The organism is Chryseobacterium aurantiacum, assembly GCF_003020585.1.
In the GTDB taxonomy this organism is placed as follows: domain Bacteria; phylum Bacteroidota; class Bacteroidia; order Flavobacteriales; family Weeksellaceae; genus Chryseobacterium; species Chryseobacterium aurantiacum.
The window spans coordinates 968864-989919 of sequence record NZ_PXUE01000002.1; the positions used below are offsets into that span (position 1 = coordinate 968864).

The following is a 21056-nucleotide window of genomic DNA, read 5'->3' on the forward strand; positions in this document are numbered from 1 at the left end:
ATCCTCGTCATGTTCTTCCCCACTGTTTTTGATCTTATGAACACGGGAGATATACAACCAGTACCTGACAAGTAATGAACCGTAAAAAATGAATGACAGGTCATAAACTGTTTATAAATAAAAAGAAGAATGGAGATTTGCATTCTTCTTTTTTTATAGTAGGATTTTTTCTGTTTCCGAAATCTTACTATTCTACATATTTTAAAGCTGTTTAAACTTTTTTATTAAACCACAAAGGATATACAAAAGCTTTTTAAACACTTAAGCTATTTAAGTGATATACTTTGTGTACAAGTAAGGACACTCAAGTTTTGTTGAAAATCAAAGATTTTCATCTTCTGTGAACTTAATTGTGCAGTATTTCCTTACACTTTCTAAAGTGTACTAAAGTGTTAAAAAAATAAAACCTTTTGTGACTTTTGCGGTTAAGTTTAAACAGACTTTTTACATAAAAAAGACGGATCAAATGATCCGTCTCTCTATTTCAATAATTTTTCAATTATTTCTTAATTGCTTTAACCGTCTGCTTAGTTCCGTCTTTCATATTAAGAACCACTAAATACATTCCTTGCTTTAAGTCTCCTAAATGAAGAACAGAAGAAGGATTTTCAATGGTTTTCACCAATCTTCCGGAAACTTCCAGAACAGAAATTGATTTTACCAGATCTGCTTTTGAAATATTCAATACATCAGCAAATGGATTTGGATATACCTTAATTTCATTCTTGGCTTTAGATGTTTCCGAAGTACCAAGATTTTCTTTATTAATGGTAATAGTAAATGTACCTTCCATCAGATCTTCATCATTAGAATAGTGTCCTACATTCACATAATATACCGTTCCTGCAACTGTTGGTACAGATACTGTTTCTGTACTGCCACCTCCATTATTATCAACGGTACTTACACATGTTAAATTATCGCAGCTTCCGCTAAAAACTCCAATTTGTGGATCAAAGCTACTTCCTACAGGCATTGATACTGCAATTTCGTGAGCTGTACCATCTCCGGTGAAAGTAAACCAAGTACCATCATTCATTGGATTACTTGCGCACGTAGCAAGGAATCCTCCATTATTAGTAGCTCCAGCTGCATCAGCCTGAGTATAGCTATAAGGGAACACAGTTGCCGTTAATGCACCAGCACAAGCATCATTGGCTGGAGGTGGAGGCAATGTTCCTACACATATCTTAAAGCCAATTGCTGTTTCTGTTCCTCCGTAAGAGAAAACTCTTACATAATAAGTACTTCCTACAGTAAGACCAGTAGCAAGACCGGATAGAGGATCTGAGCACAGAACACTCACTAAAGCATCACAACTTCCACTGAAAACCTGGAAATAGCTATCTGTAGTCTGGCTTGTACCAAGAGAAACAACATCGCTTAATGTAATAGTATGACTACCCGCAGTTGCTGTAAATTTAAACCATACATCATCATCTGGAGTACCAAAACAAGGATCTGGAGCTAATCCGGAATCGGTTGCACCAAGTGTATGACCAGAAGTAACGGTTCCACAGTTCATATTTGGATTTACGGTAAGAGTAACAGCACTTGCACAATCATCGTTTGTTGGCGGCGGTGGCAATGTTCCTACACAGATTTTGAAACTTTGAGCTCTACCTGCGCCTCCATAGCTATAAACTCTTACATAATAAGTTTCACCTGCATTAAGACCAGAAGCAATTGATGAATCAGGATCTGAACATAAAATACTTGTCAAACCTCCACAGCTTCCACTGAAAACCTGGAAATAAGTATCCGTACTTGTACTTCCTGTTCCTACACCAACAATATCTCTAAGTGAAATAACATGAGAGGATGCAGTTGCTGTAAACTTGTACCACACATCATCATCCGGATTACCAAAACAAGGATCTGGAGCTAACCCAGAATCTGTTGCTGAAAGTGTTGTACCAGCGGTAACAACACCACAGTTCATATCAGGGTTTACCGTTAGCGCAATTGCAGCAGAACATTCATCGTTTGCCGGAGGAGGAGGCAATGTTCCTACACAGATGTTGAAACTTTGAGCACTTCCTGCATCTCCATAACTATAAACTCTTACATAATAAGTACTTCCTACAGTAAGCCCGTTTGCCACCGCAGTTTCCGGATCTGAACATAAAACACTGTTTAAAGTAGCACAATCACCACTAAAAACCTGAAAATAAGTATCTGTACTTGGATCAGTTCCCGCAGCAACTATATTCTTAAGTGAAATAACATGAGCTGTTGCAGTTGCTGTAAACTTATACCACACATCATCATCCGGAGTACCAAAGCAAGGATCTGGAGTTAATCCGGAATCGGTTGCAGAAACTGTTGTTCCGGCAGTAACAGTTCCACAGTTTAGATCTGGGTTTACTGTTAAATTTACAGCCGCAGCACAGTCATCATTAGCCGGAGGAGGAGGTATTGTTTTAAACTTTACATCGGTACAACCTGAAGACTCACCCCCTGCTCCTACTGAAATCACCTTAAGGTAATAAGTAGTATTAATAGAAAGCGGAGCTGCCGGAGTGAAGCTGGTTGTAGTTACCACTTGTTGATTCGCAACATCTGTTCCTCCCGGAGTAGTTCCAATGGAAACCTTATAACTTGTAGCCCCTTGTGACGCAAACCAAGTAATGGTAGGAGACAATGGTACCAGGGTTGCATTGTTTGCCGGATATGACACGGCAGCACAAGCAGGTATTGTACTTGGGGTAAGTCCCATAAAACTTATAACGGATCTATATCCTAATGATGTACCTGCAGGAGGATCGAAAGGATCCGGATCTTCAAAGTCACTTGAATAAGCAATAGCTCTATCCTGCACTGCATTATATACAGAAAATATTTCCTCATCATCATAATCAGCCAAATTTTCATCTATTGCAAGCACAAGATTCTGAATATTGTCATACGCAAAAGGTGTAGCAAAAGTAATCTCTACCACTCCGTTTGAGTTTGAAACAGTTCCAGCAAAAACTTGTGTCATCTGTGCTACAGGAACCCAGTTGCTTCCAGATGTAAAATTAGTTTTTGTAGTATGCCCCAGATAAACCACCCAATCTGATGAATTGTCTATGGTGCCGGCAGGATCCAGATAAAATTTAAGTCCTGTAATGTTTCCTGCAGCATTGGCATTAATTTCCTGTTTTGTGAAAATTTGTTGGGTATAGGAATACCCATAATAGGTATTGACCGGAGCGTTTCCGGCAATTGTACTACCCTCACCCAAGGTGATTTGAGCACTCAAAATCATGCTTACAGTGAGCAAGCACAAGAGTAAGATTTTCTTCATATTTAATTTTTTTAAGGGGTTATTACATTTGCCAAATTAATAATAATTTAAACACAACCTTAAAAAAAGATTAAAAAAAAGCAGTAACCTTTCGGTTACTGCTTTAAATACTTATATTATTCGGGTTATTTCTTAATTACTTTAATTATTTGTCTTGACCCGTCTTTCATATTTAATGCTACTAAATACATACCTTGCTTCAAATCTCCCAATTGAAGAACCGAAGTAGGTTTTTCTATTGTCTTCACCACTCTTCCGGCAAGATCAATAATAGAAACAGACTGCACTTTAGTTGTGTCAGAAATATTCAGAATATCAGTAAAAGGATTAGGATAAACTTTAACCTCTTTTATTTTCTCAGTAACAACTTCAGATGTTGCTAAAATGCTACTGGTAATATTAATATCAAAGTTTCCTTCCAGATCGTCTGTTATTGGGGAATAATATCCTACATTCACATAGTATACAGTTCCAGCAACAGAATTGAAAGTAAGGGTTTCAATATTCCCAACTGTTGAAGCTTTCTCATCTGCAGTTCCTACACACGTAAAGGCTCCACAACTTCCAGTATATACAGATACTCTATGATCCCAGCCTGTAGTACTTTTTGCAGAAACAGTCATCTCTCCACCGTTTCCTGTAAATTTAAACCACATTCCGTCATTAGATCCTGAACAAGCCGTAATAAATCCTGTTCCGTTGGTAGCGCCTGCTCCATTAGTCTGTGAATAAGCATAAGGGAAAGATGCTGCCAGTAATGCTCCTGAACAGTTATCATTTGCCGGCGCAGGGCTTGTATTCACTGTGAATGATCTTTCAGCACATGCTGTTGAAGTATCGGTATTTACCTTATAGTAATATTTAGTTCCTAATGTTAATGGAGCTGTAACTGTATATGAAGAAACATTTCCAATATTTACATTATTCATAATATCAGATCCACCTGCCGTTGTACCAATAGTTAAGGTATAATAAGTTGCAGCTGGCATAGCATTCCATTTTATGATAGGATTTATCGGCTGAAGCGTTGCAGCGTCTGCAGGATAGGTCACAACCGGACATGCTCCCTGAGTTGTAAAGTTATTTGTTGAACAACCAGTTCCTGTAAGCGTTCCGGTATATCCTGTTACTGTATAATAATATTTAGTTGTAAATGCTAAAGACGCAGTAAGAGTATATGAATTAACATTTCCTACATCTACGTTATTTAGGATATCAGTTCCTCCAGAGGTAGTTCCCATGGAAATTCTATATCCTGTAACTCCCGTTATCGCCCCCCAGGTAATAGTTGGAAGCAGAGATACACCGGTTGCACCTGCGCTAGGCAGAGAAATAGAAGGACATAAAGTGGATGTTGTAAAGCTTCTTTCTGTACAAGCTGTGCCTACTATACCTCCTGAATACGCAATTACTTTATAATAATATTTCGTACCAAATGCCAAAGGAGTAGTAAGAGTATAAGTAGCAGAATTACCTACATCTACGTTATCCATGATATCATTTCCACCTGTGGTGGTTCCCATCGTGATTCTATATCCCGTAACTCCAGGTATTGCACTCCAGGTAATGGTAGGCAATATTGAAATTCCTGTTGCTGAGGAACTAGGTGCAGAAACAGTAGGACATAAAGTACTTGTTGTAAAGTTTTTCTCCGTACAAGCTGTTCCAACTGTACTTCCTGCATAAGCAATCACCTTATAGTAATATTTTGTACCGAATGCTAAAGGGGTAGCCAAAGTATAAGTTGCTACATTTCCTACATCTACATTATCCATGATATCATTTCCTCCGGCTGTAGTTCCCATCGTAATTCTATATCCTGTAACTCCGACAATTGCTCCCCAAGTAATAGTTGGAAGCACAGAAACTCCGGTTGCCGCAGAACCTGGTGCTGAAACAGTAGGACATAAAGTATTTGTTGTAAAGTTTCTTTCTGTACAAGCCGGCCCCATTGTGCTTCCTGAATAAGCAACCACTTTATAGTAATACTTAGTACCAAATGCCAAAGGTGTAGTAAGTGTGTAAGTAGCCACGTTACCTATATCTACATTATCCATGATATCATTTCCTCCAGGAGTAGTTGACATCGTGATTCTATATCCTGTAACTCCAGGTATTGCCCCCCATGTAATAGTTGGAAGTACAGATACTCCGGTTGCTGCTGAAGCTGGTACCGAAATAGAAGGACATAAAGTATTGGTTGTAAAGTTTCTTTCTGTACAAGCAGTTCCCTCTACGCTTCCTGAGTAGGCAATCACTTTATAGTAATACTTGGTATTGAAAGACAAAGGAGTAGCAAGCGTATAGGTTGCTACATTTCCTACATCTACATTATCCATGATATTATTTCCTCCGGCAGTAGTTCCCATTGTAATTCTATATCCTGTAACTCCAGGCATAGCAGTCCATGTAATGGTAGGAAGTACCGATACACCGCTTGATGCGGAACTTGGTGCTGTAACAGTAGGACACAAAATAGTTGTGGTAAAGGTTCTCTCTGTACAACTTGCACTTGTAGAAGTAGGACTATAGCTATTAACTGTATAATAATATTTTGTATTAAATAGCAATGGAGTTGTAAGTGTATAAGTAGTAACATTTCCTACATCTACATTATTCATAACATCTGTACCACCAGCTGTACTTCCTATTGAAATCTTATAGCCCGTAGCTCCTGATACTGACGACCAGCTAATAGCAGGAAGTGCTGATACACCTGTTGCTGCTGAAGAAGGCGAAGAAACGGTAGGACAACCAATATTCAAGGTCATGAAAGTACTTTCTGAACATCCTGAATTATTCCCAAAATCATTGGTAGGAACCACCTTTACATAGTACGGCGTTGAATAGCTTAGAGTATTTGCAGTGGGAATAGTATAGCTAAGAGTATTCCCCACATTTACATTATTCAGTACGTCAGTTCCACCAGGCGTAGTTCCTATGTTAAGTAAATATCCGGTAGCTCCGGCTGCACTGATCCATTTTAACGTAGGGTTTCTGGACACTCCTGTTTCTGCTGCCGCAGGTGCTATTAGTGCAGTACATCCAGGAGTCGTAGTGATAGGCTGACTCATTTTGATGTCATCAAATCCTATATAGAAATCTGATGGAGAAACATAGTTGGCTGTAATTCTGAATTTAAAATCCGCCCCCGCTGGAATTATCCCTGCTGGAATTGTTCCTGAAACAGTAGTACACGGAATTGGAGTTGCATTGGGGCTGTCAAGATTGACAGGAGCAACCAATGTAGTCCAGTTGACTCCGGCATCAAGAGAATACTCTGCTGTAAAGTTCCCCTTGATAGCCCCACTGGTAGAAAATCCTTTAGCAGCATACTTGAATGAATAATCAAGCGCCAGCCCATTTGAATTGAGAGAAGAATAAACAAGGTTATAGGATGTAATATTGTTATAAAGGTTCCTATACGCCATATTTACACCTGCGCAAGCAGAACCACCAGACCACATCCCTATCGATAAGGTTTGTGAAGCAGTAGCCGGCAATGCCGAAGAGGTCCACCCGGTGGGTATTGATGATCCCTCAAATCCCTCGTTAACGAGAATCTGTGCTGAGGCTCCTATACCAAGAGCCATCATACACATCAGTAGAATTTTTTTCATAAATAGTAATAATAATAGTTAAGGCGGTAAAAGTAAATAATATTTGAATAAATATCATAAAATATTAAAAAATACTGATTATTAAAAAACCAATTAGCTTTATCTTTGTCAAAAAACTAAACATGTATTTAAATATAATATGAATTTAAAAATCAAATAATAAAACACAATGAGTTATATATCAGTAACTTAAATCACAACACAATGAATTCCTACCTGTACAACAATTACTATTTAACATAAAAATATATTTTTAAAAAAACATCTCGTATTGATTCATAAAAACAAAAAAAGTGGCAAAAAGCCACTTTTCAATCAATTATACTATAGATTTAGTTCAAATAGAACTCATACTTATTGAGTAATTGTATTTCTTTGATCAAATCTCCATTTAAATCTACGGAATGTTTCATAGACTGAACTTCAATGTGAGAGTCGTCATCAATATTCTTAATGAAGAACTTCAATTTTTGACTTCCTTTATTTCGATCCAGCACTGTTCTGAAAAAGTCAAGATCTTCCGGCCTTACATCCATCACATCCATCACAAGAGAAATACTTTTAGCAAATCTTTCAAAAGCTTCCTGAAGCTCAATCACATCATTTACATTCACAAAAACGCGTCCGTCTTTTACCTGAGCAAATTTTATTTTGAATATAACAAATCTCTGAACTTCAAGTTTTTCTTTCAACCTCATATAATCCCTATCTCCCAATCTGAAAGAATAAGACCCTGAATAGTCCTCCAGAGTTACGAAAGCCACTTTCTCTCCACTTCTGAAACCATCCTGAACTCTATATTCCGTGATCAAACCTGCTACCGTATATTCCTTTCCGCCTCCGCCATTTTCTCTTTCTTTCTGAAGTGTTTTCCAGTCTTTCTTTTTTTCCTCGAATAGTTCTTCTGGCTTATTGGCAAAAGCCTGCTCCTTATAAGCATCTACCTCATCAAGATTCAGGAACCCAAAAGTTCCCTTTGGTTCTGCTTTTTTTACGACCTCTTCTATCACTTCTTCCTCTCCTACGGACAATTCATCAGAAACAATTTCTGTAAGATCTGTAGTTTCATCTTGTGAATCTTGCTCCAGTACAGGAGCTGGGTCTGTAGTTACTTTTTCCTCATCTTCTTTTTCCAGAACTGACTTCTTGGAAAGTCGACCCTGCATAAACTGGAACTGATACTTAAATTCATCCAGTGGGTGGGCAGAAAGATAGAAACCGATAGTTTCTTTTTCTTTATTTAATTTATGCATATTGGGCCACTCAGGACAAGGTGCCAATTTGGGCTGCTCAATCTGTACTTCATCTGCAAAGTCAGCAAAAAGTGAATGTTCCATCTCATTTTTACTTTCCTGGAAGCTTTGCCCATACCTGATTAATCTTTCCAAATTAGTTCTTCCCGCCATGTCAATATCAAAATACTGACCTCTATGGAAAGAACCCAATTCATCAAAAGCACCGGCCAGCACTAAACTTTCCGCTACTCTTTTATTCATATGAGAAGGCATTATTCTTTCAAAAAAATCATAGATATTTTTAAACCTTCCATTTCCTCGTTCTCTGGTAATTGCCTCACTCGGTCCTTCTCCAATTCCTTTGATTGCTCCTAAACCAAAACGGATCTGCCCTTTTTCGTTTACAGAGAATTTATATTGAGATTCATTCACATCCGGACCTAAAACATCCACTCCCATACTCTTACAATCTTCCATGAACATGGTAATCGAGTCCGTATTGTTAATGTTATTACTCATCACACTTGCCATGTATTCGGCAGGATAATTTGCTTTTAAGAATGCAGTTTGATAAGCAATAAAGGCATAACAGGTAGAGTGAGATTTGTTGAATGCATATTCTGCAAAGGCTTTCCAGTCATTCCAAATTTTCTCAAGCCTTTCTTCATTCAGATTATTTTTTCTACCTCCTTCAATAAATTTGGGATACATTTTATTAAGAACATCAATCTGCTTTTTACCCATTGCTTTTCTTAACGTATCCGCCTCACCTTTTGTAAAGTTGGCCAGTTTCTGGGACAAAAGCATTACCTGCTCCTGATAAACGGTAATTCCGTAGGTTTCTTTTAAATATTCTTCTGTCTCTGGCAAGTCATATACAATCTCTTCTACTCCATGCTTTCTGTTAATAAAGTTTGGAATATATTTGATTGGACCCGGACGATATAATGCGTTCATGGCAATAAGGTCAGCAAAAACCGTAGGCTTAAGCTCCCTCATGTACTTTTGCATCCCGGGACTTTCATACTGGAAAATACCAACTGTTCTTCCTTCCTTAAATAACTGATAGGTCTTGGTATCATCCAAAGGAATTTCATCAGGATCAATATCCAAACCATACCTGGCTTTTACGAGCTTTAGAGCATCCTTAATGATTGTTAATGTTCTAAGCCCAAGGAAGTCCATTTTCAGAAGCCCTGCGCTTTCTGCTACTGAGTTATCAAACTGAGATACCAAAATATCGGCATCCTTAGCTGCTATAGTCACTGGTACCAGATTACTCACATCCTCCGGCGTAATAATTACCCCACAGGCATGAATTCCTGTATTTCTGATACAGCCCTCCATTTTTTTAGCACTTGCCAAAACTCCATGACGTGCATCATCAGGGCTTTCAAGAACATACCTCATCTCATCGACAAGCATTTGTTCTTCAGGTTTTAATTTGTCATATTTTGCTAAAGCCTTTGCAATGTTCATCCCCGGACTCGGAGGAATCAGCTTAGCAATATTGTTTGTATCAGGAATAGGGACATCCAAAACTCTTCCGGCATCTTTAATGGCAGATTTCCCACCCAATACTGAATAAGTAATAATCTGTGCTACCTGAGTTTTTCCATATTTTTCAACTACCCATTTGATAATTCTATCTCGTCCTTCATCATCAAAGTCAATATCAATATCGGGCATAGAAACCCTTTCCGGATTAAGGAATCTCTCAAAAAGGAGATCATACTTAATAGGGTCAACATTTGTAATTCCAATACAGTAAGCTACAGCGGATCCGGCTGCAGATCCTCTTCCCGGACCTACCCAAACCCCCATATTACGGGCTTCATTACAGAAATCCTGTACAATAAGGAAGTATCCGGGATACCCCGTATTTGCAATTACCTCCAGTTCAAAGTCAAGACGTTCTTTAATTTCATCTGTAATCCCCTCAGCTGTATATCTTTTTTTCGCTCCCTCATAGGTTAAGTAAGTAAGATAAGCCATCTCACCACGCTTCCCGCCATCTACCTCATCTTCAGCATGAATAAACTCTTCTGGAATATCAAACTTTGGAAGAAGTACATCCCTTTTTAGTGTATAGGGTTTAAATTTTGCAAAAAATTCTTCATAAGCTTCAAACGCATCAGGATAGGCCAAAAATGCCTCTTTTATTTCATGAGAATTCTTCATGTAATATTCTGCGGTTGAAAGACCTCTCCTCTTCCCAAATCCTTTCCCAATAGGAGTTGAAAGCTTTTCGCCATCTTTAATGCAACTTACAATATCCTGAATATTGGCATCATCCTTATTGCTGTAAAAAGTTTGGTTTTGAGCTAAAATCTTTACATTATATTTATCTGCAAAATAGAGAAGAACTTCATTTAAATGCTCTTCCTCAGGTAGTTTATGGTTTTGAAGCTGAACATAAAAATCATCTTCAAAGGTATCTTTCCACCATTTGAAAAGCTCTTCACCTTTTTGTTCACCAGTATTTAAGATAGCATCAGGAATATCTCCAAGAATCCCAGATGTTAAAGCGATAAGTCCCTCTTTATATTCAGCTATTAATTCACGGCTGATTCTGGGAACTCCAAAATAAAACCCTTTCAGAAATCCAATACTTGAAAGTTTCGCCAGGTTTTTATATCCGTTAAAATCTTTTGCTAAAAGCACAACCTGAGTCCTTCTATCCGGATCATCCTTAGTAAACTGCTTTTGCTCGTAACGGTCTGAAATATAAAATTCACAGCCTACAACAGGAATCAGCGGTTCTGAAACAGGTTCTGTTTCATTAAATTCTGTTCCATTTTCTTCAGCTTCCTGTTTTTTTGCTAGAAATTCTTTATGCTTTTTTGCTCTGTCTCCATTAGCGCCCTCTACAGCAGAAACAAACTTGAAAGCTCCCATCATATTTCCCAAATCTACCATTCCGACTGCCGGAAAGTTCTCATCAGAAGCTTTTTTAATCAAGTCATTAATACTTGAAGTAGCCGTTAATGTTGAGAAGACACTGTGATTGTCAAAATTGAAATATTTTCCAAGATCTATCTCATCAATACTTCCAAAATCCTGCTGCTTTTTCTTATTATTAAAATCAGCGATCTGTCTACGGATAACAATTCCAAAAGGCTTGATGGGATCTGGATGTAAGCTTTTGAAATAGCTTAGCTGATCTTCTGAAATCTTAAGAATTTCTGTAGGAATTATTCCAATTCTCATCATTTCAAAGAAGACTCTTGCTGTAGCATTTACGTCTGCTGCAGCATTGTGGGCTTCATCAAATTTGGTTCCGTAAAGTTTTTCGTAAAGTTCTTCCAGTTTCGGAGACTTATATCTACCTCCTCTTCCACCACCTAGCTTACAGTAGTCGGTTCCCAGGATCATGGTATCAGCCCTTGGCTTTTCCTGAAGATTATCTTTTAAATTTTTTCTATAAAATTCTGCTCCTACAATATTATAATCAAACTCAACATTATGTCCGGAAACCACCCTTACTCTTTCAAGAACCTTAGAAAATTCTTCTAAAATTTCCTGAAGATCGCGTCCCTCTTCATTGGCAATCTTAGTGGTAATCCCGTGAATTCTTGCTGCATTAAAGGGAATATCATACCCTTCAGGTTTTATTATATAATCCTGATTTTCAATTAAATTACCATTATCATCATGCACCTGCCATGCAATCTGTACCATTCTCGGCCAGTTATCTGAATCTGAAAGTGGTGCGTTAAAATTTTTAGGTAAACCGGTTGTTTCTGTGTCAAAAATTAAATACATATAATTTTCTAACTTTTTTATAAAAAAGAGAATGTAAAGTTACTTCATTTTTTCCAAAAAATAACCTAAAACAACAACACAAACAGCAAACATCATTTCAGTAATTCGTAAACAAAAACAACTTTCAATATTACATACAAACACTCAATACAAACAAATAAGATTAAAATTTTAATCAAAAATAATGTTTAATCAATAATAACTATACTTATTTAATTATTTTATCATATATTTGATGAATTACAATTTTTTAATATTTTACTAACCATTATGAAGAAACATTTACTTTTGGTTGGCACTTTAGCTATTTCAATGCTAAGTGCACAAAACAATGAGGGATTAAAAAGAGAGTTTGAAAAACAAAACAAAGAGAACAGCGCAAAGTTTGACTCTTATGTTGCAAAAACCTTTGGAGCAAACAGAAATTCAGAGGCACTAAAAGAGCTTTTGGAACAAAGAAGCAATTTAGCTGGATTCACTCCAGATGGAAGACCATATTTTCACCAATCTGAAGATATGGATCAAATTAAAAATGCAAATGCAGATTTTCTTCAAAACGGAACCATTACTGGTATTACAGGATCGTTCAATGGAGAAAATATCAAGTACACTCTTTTTGACGGAGGAAGAGCATTCGCGGGACACCCTTTCTTTGATAACTTACCTGGAAGAGTTACCAATAAGGAAGCAAGCACAATGAACTATAGTGCTCACGCTACTGCTGTTTCTGGTTTTATGGGAGCAAGAGCACACACCCAAACACTTACTTTTACAGATGGAACTACTAAAACAGTAAACTTCCAGGGAATAGCAAAAAACTCAACAATAGATTCTTATGCTTTCCGTGATTCTGTTTTACCTGGAAATACAGCCGCTAGCAATGTATTCCAGAAAATAGTAATTGCCCAGCCAAAATTATCAAACCACTCTTATGGAATTAACCTTGGTTGGTCTGAAAAAGTAGTAAATGGAGCTAACGCACTAGTATGGAATGGAGATTTCACCAGCCCTAGTTCGTCTCGTGATTTACAAGGGACTTATCTTGATAATGATCAAAATTATGATGCTATTGTATATAGTAATCCATCATACATTATTGTAAAGTCTTCAGGTAATTATTTCGGAATGGGACAAGATTACTCTACCCCACCTGCTCCAGCTACACCAAGATACTATCTTCAAGGTAATACTCCTGTTGCATTTGCTGCTACCGATGTAATACCTCCTGTAAACTGCAGCCAAGGATTTGACTGTATTGGAACAGGTTCATTAGCTAAGAATATTATTGTGGTAGCTGCTACTGATATCATTACCGCTAATGGAGGAAGATATATAGCAGCTGCAGATGTTGTTCACTCTGATTATAGTAGTGCTGGTCCTAGAGATGATGGAGGTATTAAACCAGACATTTCAGCTGTAGGAACAGGTGTAGGAAGTGCTTCAACAGCAGAGAATACAACAGGTAGTGCATCTTTAACAGTGGGTAGCGGAACATCTTATTCAGCACCTGTAGTTACAGGGATTATCGGTCTTTGGACTCAAATCAACAAGCAGTTATTTGACAATAATGAATTAAAAGCTTCTTCCGCAAAAACATTAATGATCCACTCTGCCTCTGAAGCAGGAAATATAGGACCAGATCCACATTTTGGATGGGGGTTCATTAATGCAAAAAAAGGTGCTGAACTATTAGTTGGAAAATCTAACAATAGCGTTATTTTTAAAGATGAAACTCTAAATAATGGTACTACAAACACTAAAGTAGTTAAGGCGTCTGGAACTGAACCTCTTAAAGTAACTATTTCTTGGATTGATCCAGAATTCAAAATTTCTGAAGATCTTAGCTGGGATGAAGCTTACAACAACAGAAGTTCAAGACTAGTAAATGATCTGGATCTAAGAATTACTGATACTTCTAACAATACAGTATACATGCCTTGGAAATTAAATGCAACAAGTCCAATGACACCTGCAACCAAAGGAGACAACACTGTAGATAACGTAGAACAGGTGGTTATTGACGCTCCTGTAGCTGGAAGAACTTACAAAATTGAAGTTTTACACAAAGGAACATTAAAGAACAATGCTACCCCAAGTGTAACTTCTCCTCAAAATTACTCAATCATTGTAACAGGACACAATGAGGTATTGGGAACTAAGGAATCAGCTGCAAACGCTTTAAGTAACCTTGCTGTAGCACCATCCATTACTAAAGATGTGACAAACATTTTAAATGCTCCTAAAAAATCAACATTCAACGTGTATGACGTTTCTGGTAAAAAATTACAGAGCGGAAATATCAACAGCGATAAGGAAGCTATTAACTTGTCATCATATTCAAAAGGTATCTACATCATTGAAGTAAAAACTGAAAAAGATGTTGTTGCTAAAAAAGTGATCAAGGAATAATCCTATCAACACATAAAATTCCAAACAGGGCCATTGATTCTTTTCAATGGCCTGTTTTATTTAATATAATCAACATATCGGTCTTATTTTAATAATAAATCTATGGACATCTTTAGACTAATTATTAATTTATAACCTTTCAATTTATAATTTACTGCAAAATTTCAATATAAAGAATAAATCAAACAATAAGCTGATATACAACTAAATAAAAACAAATTAAATCTCTTTAAACAGTAAATAAATAAGATTTAATTTCAAAAAAAATAATTAACAAATAATCAGTAAATACATAAATTTCTTACAAAATACTAACAGTTGTTAGTATTTTGTTTTTTTATGTATATTTGCTTTCTATGGAAAATACACTTCACGAAAAAGTTTCTCAGGATATTTTACTTAAAGCGTACAATCACATGATGCTTGCTAAAGCTATGGCTGATATTTACGAAGAAAACAGAAATATCTGCAAATACGTTCATAGTACATCAAGAGGCCATGAAGCCATTCAGTTAGCAACTGCTTACCAATTAAAAAAAGAAGACTGGGTATCTCCTTACTACAGAGATGAAAGTATTCTTTTGGGAATGGGCTTTGAACCCTACCAGCTTATGCTTCAATTACTGGCTAAAGCTGAAGATCCTTTTTCAGGAGGCAGATCTTATTATTCCCATCCATCAAGCAGGGATGAAAATAAACCAAAAATCATCCATCAAAGCTCAGCAACAGGAATGCAAACCATCCCTACCACCGGAGTTGCGCAGGGAATAAAATACATTCAGGAATTTAAGCTTCAGAATTTTGAGAACAACCCTGTTGTCATCTGTAGCCTTGGTGATAATTCCGTAACTGAGGGAGAAGTAAGTGAGGCACTACAGTTTGCTGCATTGCATCAGCTTCCTATCATATTTCTTGTTCAGGACAATGAATGGGGAATTTCCGTAACTAAGGAAGAAGCCAGAACCTGTGATGCCTACGATTTTGTAGCAGGATTTACAGGATTAAGCAGAATGAGAGTTGACGGAACTGATTTTGTGGAAAGTTTTGAAGCCATGAAAAAAGCGGTAGACTTTGTAAGAACAGAGAGAAAACCTTTAGTTGTTTGTGCAAAAACAGTATTGATTGGCCACCACACTTCGGGAGTGAGAAGAGAATTCTATAGAGACGAAGAAGACCTTATTAAACATAGAGCAAAGGATCCGGGAGAAATCCTTAGAAAGCAATTGCTTGAGGAAGGAGTTGACGAAGATCTTTTGAAACAAATTACAAAGAAAGCTCGTCTTGAGGTTGAAGAAGCTTTTGAAAGAGCTAAAAATGCTGAAGACCCAACACCAGATACCGTAATGCAGCACATTTTCGCTCCTACTCCTATTACCGAGGAGGCTGGAACGCGTGAGCCTGCAAATGGAGAAAAAATCGTAATGGTAGACGCAGCCATTCATGCTATACAGGAATTGATGTGGAAGCATCCTGAAGCGATCCTTTATGGGCAGGATGTAGGAGAAAGAATCGGTGGAGTGTTCCGTGAAACGGTTACTCTAGGTAAAAAATTTGGAAGCAAAAGAGTTTTCAATACGGCAATTCAGGAAGCTTATATCATAGGTTCTACAGCAGGAATGAGTGCTGTAGGATTAAAGCCTATTGTGGAAGTTCAGTTTGCAGATTATATTTACCCAGGAATCAATCAATTAATTACAGAAATTTCAAAATCAAGCTATTTAAGCCAAGGTAAATTCCCTGTAAGCAATATTATCCGTGTTCCGATTGGAGCATATGGTGGCGGTGGTCCTTACCATAGCGGAAGCGTAGAAAGTATCCTAGCCAATATAAAAGGAATCAAAATAGCGTATCCGAGCAATGCTGCAGACTTTAAGGGATTATTAAAAGCAGCTTATTATGATCCGAATCCTGTGATTATGCTTGAGCATAAAGGATTATACTGGAGCAAAGTTCCGGGAACCGAGGATGCCAAAACAATTGAACCTGCTGAAGACTATGTTCTTCCGTTTGGAAAAGGCAAAGTAGTGGTTGAGGCAGACAAAAACGAAACCGAAAAAGGAAGAACTCTATTAGTAGTTACCTACGGAATGGGAGTTTATTGGGCAAAAGAAGCTGTTAAAAATTTCAATGGAAGAGTTGAAGTAATTGATTTAAGAACTTTAATTCCTCTGGATGAAGAACTTGTTTTCGAAAGGGTAAAAGCTCACGGTAAATGTATCGTTCTAACGGAAGAGCAGCTTAACAACTCCTTTGCGGAGGCTTTTGCACACAGAATCTCCAAGAACTGTTTCAAATATTTAGATGCTCCGGTAGAAACAATGGGATCTCTGGATGTACCAGCTGTTCCTATTAATCTAATACTGGAAAAAGAGATGCTTCCAAATGCCGAAAAGCTTTCCAAGAAGATAGAAGAAATGCTACAATATTAAATTGACATCAAAAAAACCTCTAAAATTTTTTAGAGGTTTTTTTATGCATTTTTTTCATTACTTTTATTTAAGATTATAAATCTCAATCTTAAGTCATTATAGCTAAATAAAACTTGAAAAATCAATAAACACAAAAATTAAATAACAACCTTTTATAAAGTTTGGTATTTATTTTGTCTGCACAGAAAAACACATCCCTCTTTATGATCACTACAAAATACGTTAATTATAAACAAGTTCTCAATCTATCCGGTGTACATCTTATCTTAATTTCTATATGGTGTACCCTAATTGCCGTACTCTTTTATTTCTTCAATTGGCACTGGATGACTATTCCTTGGGTTCCTGTAGCATTAATTGGTACAGCAGAAGCATTCCTGGTTGGTTTCAAGAACAATCAGGCATATGACAGACTTTGGGAAGCCCGAAAAATATGGGGCGGAATTGTAAATTCCAGTCGTTCCTTTGCATCAATGGTTCAGGCTTTTGATACAAAAAACGAAGAAATTGGTGTTTTTGATCTGGAAGACCGAAAAAGAAGAATTATCTATCGTCATATTGCATGGTTATATACTTTCCGTGAGCAGTTGTTAGTTCCTACAGAATGGGAGCATATCAGCACCGAAAACAAGTTTGGTAATATCAATTTGAGAAGAAACAGATTAATCAAAGCAGGATTTCCGGATTACGGAAGAGCACCGATTTTCCTGCACAAATATCTTTCAGAAGAAGAATATGATCTTAAAAACGATTATAAAAACTTTGCCACCTATCTGATTGCCCAACAGGCAAAAGATATCAATGAGCTTAAAAACATGAATGCCATCACAGAATTCAATCAAACTCAGCTGCAGAATGCACTTAATGAATTCTATAATTTCCAGGGACAAGCAGAAAGAATCAAGAAGTTTCCTTCGCCAAGACAGTTTGCCAGCACTGCATTTGTCTTCAATATCCTTTTCATCACTTTACTTCCACTAGGGTTGGTGAATGAATTTGCCAAGCTGGGAGACTGGGGAATCTGGACCTCCATTCCTTTCTGTATCATCATTGGATGGATATACATCATTATGGAACTTGTAGGTGACTACTCCGAAAATCCTTTTGCAGGACTAATGTTTGACGTCCCAATGCTTTCGATTTGTAGAACCATAGAAATTGATCTGCTTCAAATGACCGGGGAAACAGACCTTCCCGATCCAATAGCTTCCAAAAATGGAGTATTGGTTTAGAACCTAAACCATGATTGAAATTGATAATAACTCTTTTCTTTCTTGGTTTTTCTACCCTTACAATACAATTGCCGTAGTATTCTTTACTTCGGAAATCATAAACGAACTGTGTGTGCTTGCGATGTGTTGAAGCGTCGTAAGCTTTGTCAGCATAAAATTTCGGTAGTCTTCAATATTCCTCACTCCTATTTTAAGAATGTAGTCATAATCTCCACTTACATGAAAACATTCCGTGACTTCCTGAAGATTCATCACCTCCTTTTCAAACTGCAGTACAAATTCTTTCTTGTGCTGCGTTAATTTCACATGGCACAGAACTATAAAGTTTCGCTTAACCTTATTCTTATCCAACAAGGCAACATATTTTGAAATAACACCTGCGTTTTCCAATTTCTTTATTCGTTCATAAATAGCTGTAACCGATAATCCGAGCTTACCGGAAAGCTCTTTGGTAGTTTGCTTACAGTCTTCCTGCAAAAAAAGCAACAGTTTTTTATCCGTTTCGTCAAGTTCCATAGATAATTTTTTGGTGAAAGTTTAATATTTCCGAATATACCCATTATATTTTCTAAATAAGCAATATTTTTCAGTTTTATATTCTATAAATTCAATTTTATGTTGTAATAATTAGGAAAATAACTCAAATTAGGCTAATAAAATAAAAACAATGCTTATGGAAAACTTTAACGCAGCCAACGAGATTCAGGATCTTCAGTATTTTGGCGAATTTGGAGGGGTAAACCCATCTATTTCAGACAGCTCTACCTATACTTTCCTTTCCGCAAAGACGATGTTTGATACCTTTGAAGGAAATGCAGAAGGATGTTATTTATATTCAAGACATTCATCCCCAATGAATCTTTACCTGGCACAAGCTCTGGCAAAGATGGAAAACACAGAGTCAGCCAACGTTACAGCATCCGGAATGGGAGCCATTACTTCCGTTTTAATGCAGGTATGCAAAAGTGGAGACCATATCATTTCCAGCAGAACCATTTATGGAGGAACCTATGCTTTTCTTAAAAACTTTTTACCCCAGTTTAATGTAGCAACTACTTTTGTGGACATCAACAATTTTGATTCCATAGAAAACTCCATAACTCCCGATACAAAGGTAATCTATTGTGAAAGTGTAAGTAATCCGTTGCTTGAAGTTGCAGACCTTAGAAAGCTTTCTGAGATTTGTAAAAAACATAATTTAAAACTGATTGTAGACAATACATTCTCGCCTCTTTCTATCTCTCCACAACTGTTTGGGGCAGATATCGTTATTCATAGCCTTACAAAGTTCATTAATGGAAGCAGCGATACCGTTGGTGGTGTATATTGCGGAACACAGGCATTTATTGATGATACTAAAAATGTAAATTCCGGAGCTTGTATGCTTCTTGGCCCTACCATGGACAGCCTAAGAGCCTCAAGTATTCTGAAAAACCTGAGAACCCTTCATATCAGAATAAAACAGCACAGCCATAATGCTCTGTACCTTGCTGAAAAATTTGAAAAAGAAGGCTTAAAAGTTTCTTATCCAGGCTTACCATCCCATAAAAATCATGAGCTAATGAAAAGTATGATTGATGAGGAATACGGATTTGGAGGATTATTGACTCTGGATGCAGGAACTACAGAGAAAGCCAATGAACTGATGGAATTGATGCAGGAAGCCAACCTGGGCTATCTGGCCGTAAGTCTTGGTTTTTATAAAACTTTATTCTCGTGCTCAGGAAAATCTACCTCTTCTGAAATTCCGGAAGAAGAACGTGCTTCAATTGGTATTTCTGATGGATTAATCAGATTCTCCATTGGTTTGGATCACGATATTAAAAGAACCTATCATAAGATGAAAGAATGTATGCTGAAAGCAGGCGTTCTTAACCATGAAAACATTTCTATATCCTAAATTTATTGTAAAAAGAAGGCTGTCTCAATTGAGACAGCCTTCTTTTATTTTCTATGGGTAAATACAAATAGTTCCACGGCTAGTATAAGCCTAATAAATGTATTATTTTTTATGATAATGATGTGGAAAGGCCTCTTCAGGCTTCATTTTGAAAACATTTAAAAGTACCCATGACTTAAGAAAACCATAGCCATAGGAAAACATCTGAATATAGGTAGAAATTACTGCCATGCCGGCAATACTTATATTTTTAGTCAATAGCAAGGCGTGAAATAATACCAAAAAGGTATACAAACCATACAATGCAAGGATAATTCCTCTCCCTAAAAAGAAGTATTCAAAGAACCCCATAATGTATCCCAACATAAATAAGGTAGGAAATGCAAAAGAGATCTTCACATAATTAGGATGCCTCTGATTAAGAATCGGACGGGCACAGCCAAACTGAAAGACCTGCTTGGAAAATTTCCCAAAATCTACCCTACGCTTGTGGTATACGGCAATATCGTCAAAAAAAGCAGTGGTGAATCCGTTTTCCCAAAGGGTCATAGACAAATCAGGATCCTCTCCTATTCTCATTTCAGAAAAACCTCCTACTTTTTCAAAAACTGCCTTTTTCACTCCCATATTAAAGCTTCTTGGCTGAAACTTTGAAACCGCTTTTTTATTTCCTCTGATTCCCCCGGTTGTAAATACAGACGTCATAGAGTATGAAATGGCTTTTTGCATCAGATTAAAGCCTTTATGAGCCTTATCTGCTCCTCCAAATGCATCACATTGAATTGTCAGTATATCGTTTTTAATATGTTGTATATAGTCTTTCTCTACAATTACATCACTGTCTACAAATACCAACCATTCATTAGCCGCTCTTTTTGCACCATAATTTCTAGTAAGCCCCGGTCCTGAATTATCCTTTCTAAAATACTTGATATCCAGACTTTCTTCAAAATTCTTTATTGTAGGTTTCAAATCTATCAGAGAACCGTCATCCACGATAATGATTTCAAACTCTTTATCGGTCTGTTGAGTCAATGAGGTTAGCAACTCGAAAAGTTCATCCTTTCGGTTGTAAATGGCAACAATAATAGAAATGGTAGGTTTCAAATTGAAAATTTTTCAAAATTACTTATTCGCAGAAGAAACCGCAAACAGTTTAACAGGTTATTCGGAGAAA

The 21056-nt window shown here is 37.0% G+C and carries 9 protein-coding genes; 4 read left to right on the plus strand and 5 right to left on the minus strand.

Annotated elements, in window-relative coordinates; all coding sequences use genetic code 11:
* Positions 1–499 precede the first annotated feature (499 nt).
* The 3 genes from C7D53_RS10760 to dnaE all read right to left on the minus strand — a co-directional run bounded on the left by C7D53_RS10760 (position 500) and on the right by dnaE (position 11909).
* Positions 500–3289 (minus strand): T9SS type A sorting domain-containing protein, encoded by a 2790-nt coding sequence (locus C7D53_RS10760; protein ID WP_106916485.1) that lies wholly within the window; start codon positions 3287–3289, stop codon positions 500–502.
* 125 nt (positions 3290–3414) lie between these two features.
* A complete protein-coding gene (locus tag C7D53_RS10765; protein WP_106916486.1) occupies positions 3415–6909 on the minus strand; it encodes a T9SS type A sorting domain-containing protein in 3495 nt (1164 codons plus the stop codon).
* 332 nt (positions 6910–7241) lie between these two features.
* Positions 7242–11909 carry a DNA polymerase III subunit alpha gene (dnaE, locus tag C7D53_RS10770; protein ID WP_106916487.1) on the minus strand — a complete coding sequence of 1556 codons (4668 nt, stop codon included), beginning with the start codon at positions 11907–11909 and terminating at the stop codon, positions 7242–7244.
* A gap of 270 nt (positions 11910–12179) precedes the next feature.
* Here dnaE and C7D53_RS10775 point away from each other — a divergent pair, with 270 nt between their 5' ends.
* The 3 genes from C7D53_RS10775 to C7D53_RS10785 all read left to right on the plus strand — a co-directional run bounded on the left by C7D53_RS10775 (position 12180) and on the right by C7D53_RS10785 (position 17979).
* Complete coding sequence (locus tag C7D53_RS10775) at positions 12180–14318, plus strand: S8 family peptidase (RefSeq protein WP_106916488.1); 2139 nt, start codon at positions 12180–12182, stop codon at positions 14316–14318.
* Between the two features lie 356 nt (positions 14319–14674).
* Positions 14675–16747: an alpha-ketoacid dehydrogenase subunit alpha/beta gene (locus C7D53_RS10780; protein WP_106916489.1), complete on the plus strand. Its 2073-nt coding sequence runs from the start codon at positions 14675–14677 to the stop codon at positions 16745–16747.
* A 203-nt stretch (positions 16748–16950) separates the two neighbouring features.
* Complete coding sequence (locus C7D53_RS10785) at positions 16951–17979, plus strand: bestrophin family protein (RefSeq protein WP_106916490.1); 1029 nt, start codon at positions 16951–16953, stop codon at positions 17977–17979.
* Between the two features lie 57 nt (positions 17980–18036).
* On the opposite strand, the gene C7D53_RS10790 is transcribed toward C7D53_RS10785, so the two are convergent.
* Positions 18037–18495, minus strand: coding sequence for an Lrp/AsnC family transcriptional regulator (locus tag C7D53_RS10790; RefSeq protein ID WP_106916491.1), 459 nt, complete (start codon positions 18493–18495; stop codon positions 18037–18039).
* 157 nt (positions 18496–18652) lie between these two features.
* On the opposite strand from C7D53_RS10790, the gene C7D53_RS10795 reads away from it, so the two are divergent.
* Positions 18653–19879 carry an aminotransferase class I/II-fold pyridoxal phosphate-dependent enzyme gene (locus C7D53_RS10795; RefSeq protein ID WP_106916737.1) on the plus strand — a complete coding sequence of 409 codons (1227 nt, stop codon included), beginning with the start codon at positions 18653–18655 and terminating at the stop codon, positions 19877–19879.
* Positions 19880–19981: 102 nt separating this feature from the next.
* On the opposite strand, the gene C7D53_RS10800 is transcribed toward C7D53_RS10795, so the two are convergent.
* Positions 19982–20986 (minus strand): glycosyltransferase, encoded by a 1005-nt coding sequence (locus C7D53_RS10800; protein WP_106916492.1) that lies wholly within the window; start codon positions 20984–20986, stop codon positions 19982–19984.
* Positions 20987–21056 lie beyond the last annotated feature (70 nt).

Excerpts from the sequence above, each read along its gene's own strand:
- C7D53_RS10785 (WP_106916490.1), top strand. The coding sequence starts at position 16,951 with ATGATCACTACAAAATACGTTAATTATAAACAAGTTCTCAATCTATCC.
- C7D53_RS10765 (WP_106916486.1), bottom strand. The coding sequence starts at position 6,909 with ATGAAAAAAATTCTACTGATGTGTATGATGGCTCTTGGTATAGGAGCC.
- C7D53_RS10790 (WP_106916491.1), bottom strand. The coding sequence starts at position 18,495 with ATGGAACTTGACGAAACGGATAAAAAACTGTTGCTTTTTTTGCAGGAA.
- C7D53_RS10780 (WP_106916489.1), top strand. The coding sequence starts at position 14,675 with ATGGAAAATACACTTCACGAAAAAGTTTCTCAGGATATTTTACTTAAA.
- dnaE (WP_106916487.1), bottom strand. The coding sequence starts at position 11,909 with ATGTATTTAATTTTTGACACAGAAACAACCGGTTTACCTAAAAATTTT.
- C7D53_RS10760 (WP_106916485.1), bottom strand. The coding sequence starts at position 3,289 with ATGAAGAAAATCTTACTCTTGTGCTTGCTCACTGTAAGCATGATTTTG.
- C7D53_RS10795 (WP_106916737.1), top strand. The coding sequence starts at position 18,653 with ATGGAAAACTTTAACGCAGCCAACGAGATTCAGGATCTTCAGTATTTT.
- C7D53_RS10775 (WP_106916488.1), top strand. The coding sequence starts at position 12,180 with ATGAAGAAACATTTACTTTTGGTTGGCACTTTAGCTATTTCAATGCTA.